Origin of the sequence: uncultured Caulobacter sp., from assembly GCF_937900395.1 — a bacterium.
Classification (GTDB): Bacteria; Pseudomonadota; Alphaproteobacteria; order Caulobacterales; family Caulobacteraceae; genus Caulobacter.
The window spans coordinates 1-2,752 of record NZ_CALCDX010000111.1 but is presented as its reverse complement, the minus strand read 5'-3'; the positions used below and the strand labels follow the sequence as shown (position 1 = coordinate 2,752).

Here is a 2,752-nt window from a genome sequence, read left to right as displayed (position 1 = left end):
TGGTCGGCAAGGTCCCGGCCGAGCGCGACGGCCGCTTCGTGCGGCTGGGCGTCGTGGTGATCCTGCTGGGCGCGCTGGCCAGCGCCTGGGCGACCCCGCGCGGCACGCTGGTCGAGACCGCCCTGGCCTTCGCCCTGCTGGGCGCGGGCTTTGGCCTGTGCCACGCCTTCATCGCCCGCCGGACCATCGGCGGCGCCCCGGCCGACGAGCAGGCCATGGCCTCGGGCGCGGTCCCGACCTCGCAGCTGATCGGCGGCGCCACGGGCGCGGCCGGCGCGGGGGCGATGGCCAACCTGCTGGGCTTCAGCCACGGCATCGACTCGACGCTGGCGGCCGAACGCGGCCCGCTGCTGTTCGCCGCTTTCCTGCCGTTGGCCGTGGTCGGCGTGCTGGCGGCGTGGCGGCTGGGGCGGTAAGGGCTAGGAGCCTACCCGCACGATGTCGGGCACGTCTGTCGCGCCGTGAATGGGCAGAACGACGCCGCCGTGCGGCCAAGGCGCGATCCTCAGGTCTGGCCGGGCCTTCAGCATCGCGGCGATCACCGGCTCGCGCGTGATCTCGCTGTCGCTCAGACGGATCGTCACGAACCCGCCGCCCTCACGGGTGGCGCGCGGCAGGCCGGGCGCCGTCAGCGGAGGCCTCGTCATGAGGCGCACGACGCGTTCCCGATCCGTCGGCGTGACGGCGAAGTCGATCGCCTCCCACGGGATGGTTCCGCGCCAGCGGCGCGTGAACACGCCCGCCGCGTCGATCCGGAGCTCAAGAGCCCTCCGCCAGCCGAGGATCACGGCGCGGGCGAACGCCGCCAGGCCGCCCAAGCCCCAGATCGCCGCCGCGGCCGCGCGGATCGGCTCGCCATCCTTCGTCAGCGCGACGCAGAGATAGCCCAGGTAACCCGCCAGCGCGGCCAGCGGCAGGGCCAGGGCCAACCTCGCCGAACGCGTGCTGAGCGGTGTTGTCCAGATCCCCCCGCCATCCGTCCGCTTGCGGTTCTGCCAGGCGACAGCGCGCGGGCTCTTCAAGGCCTGCCAGCCGACTACGGCCGCGAACAAGGCGCCGCTGCTCAGCGGAGACTGGATCGGCGGCAAGGGCGCGGTCAGCCAGAGATGGACGAGCCAGGCGGCCATGACGACCGCCCAGGCCCGGACGGTGGTCGGCCAGTCGAGCAGATCAGCTTGGCGGCGCAGGGCGCGATAGTTCGGGGCCATGCTCAATCCTAAGACGCACCACCGCCCCTGTCACGCCTCCGCCAGCGCCGTCGCCTCCACGAGCCTCACCACATCCCCCATGATCTGCGTGATCTTGAAGTCCTTGGGCGTGTAGATCCGCGACACGCCCATCTGTTTTAGCACCAGGGCGTCGGCCTCGGGGATGATGCCGCCGGCGACGACGGGGATGTGGGAGAGGCCCTCGGCGCGCATGACGCGGATGACCTCCTGCACCAGATCCAGGTGCGAGCCCGACAGGATCGACAGGCCGATCACGTGGGCGCGGGTTTCCTTGGCGCGGCGCACGATCTCCTCCGGCGTCGAGCGGATGCCGTCATAGACCACCTCCATGCCGCAGGCGCGGGCGCGGGTGGCGATCTGCTCGGCGCCGTTGGAGTGACCGTCCAGGCCGGGCTTGCCGACCAGGTAGGTGAGCGTGCGGCCCAGCACCTGGGAGACGCGCTCGACCTCCTTCTTCACCGCCTCGACGTCCTCGGCCTCGCCGGTGGAGACGACCACCGCCACGCCGGTCGGGCCGCGATACTCGCCGAACACCTCGCGCAGGGCCCCGGCCCACTCGCCGGTGGTGACCCCGGCCTTGGCGGCGGCAATCGAGGGTTCCATGACGTTCGCGCCAGAGCTGGCGGCGGCCTTCAGGGCGGAGAGCGCCGCTTCGACGGCGGCCGGGTCGCGGGCCTCGCGCCAAGCCTTGATGCGGGCGACGACGTCGGCCTCCAGGCGAGGATCGACCGTCTCGATCGCCCCCTCGCCGGCCGAGAGCGGCGAGACCTCCGTCTCGGTCCAGCGGTTGACGCCGACCACGGTCAGGTCGCCGGTCTCGACGGCCCGCACCCGCTTGGCGTTGGAGGCGACGAGCTCGCCCTTCATGTAGTCGATAGCGTTCTGGGCGCCGCCCATGCCGTCGATCAGCGCCAGCTGCGCCAGCGCCCCCTTCGACAGTTCGGCGACCTTGGCCTCGACGACGTGCGAGCCGTCGAACAGATCCTCGTATTCCAGAAGGTCGGTCTCGTAGGCGAGAACCTGTTGCAGCCGCAGCGACCACTGCTGGTCCCACGGGCGCGGCAGGCCCAGGGCCTCGTTCCAGGCGGGCAGCTGCAGGGCCCGACAGCGGGCGTCCTTGCTGAGCGTGACGGCCAGGGCCTCGATCAGGATCCGGTAGACGTTGTTCTCGGGCTGCTGCTCGGTCAGGCCCAGGCTGTTGACCTGCACGCCATAGCGGAAGCGGCGGGCTTTCGCGTCCTGGACGCCGTAGCGTTCCAAGAGGATCTGATCCCAGAGCTTGGTGAAGCTGCGCATCTTGCACAGCTCGGTGACGAACCGCACGCCGGCGTTGACGAAGAAGCTGATGCGCGAGGCGACGATCTCGAAGTCCTCGTCGGGGACCTGGCCGCCGGCCTTGACCGTGTCGAGCACGCTGATCGCGGTCGCCAGGGCGAAGGCCAGCTCCTGCTCCGGCGTCGCGCCCGCCTCCTGCAGGTGGTAGCTGCAGACGTTCATCGGGTTCCACTTGGGAACCTCGCGAT

At 71.3% G+C, this 2,752-nt stretch carries 2 protein-coding genes and 1 pseudogene; 1 reads left to right on the top strand and 2 read right to left on the bottom strand.

Translation table 11 applies throughout. The features are described 5' to 3' along the window. Nucleotides 1-416: pseudogene (locus Q0379_RS09535) on the top strand (MFS transporter); the annotation flags it as partial. 3 nt (nucleotides 417-419) lie between these two features. Here Q0379_RS09535 and Q0379_RS09530 read toward each other — a convergent pair. Continuing rightward, complete coding sequence (locus tag Q0379_RS09530) at nucleotides 420-1,208, bottom strand: hypothetical protein (RefSeq protein WP_299007586.1); 789 nt, start codon at nucleotides 1,206-1,208, stop codon at nucleotides 420-422. A gap of 30 nt (nucleotides 1,209-1,238) precedes the next feature. Further along, on the bottom strand, nucleotides 1,239-2,752 hold a 1,514-nt coding region (locus Q0379_RS09525; RefSeq protein WP_299007583.1), incomplete at its 5' end, for a protein meaA.

What these genes read in the sequence shown, in the direction of transcription:
- Q0379_RS09530 (WP_299007586.1), bottom strand. Translation starts at nt 1,208, where the DNA reads ATGGCCCCGAACTATCGCGCCCTGCGCCGCCAAGCTGATCTGCTCGAC.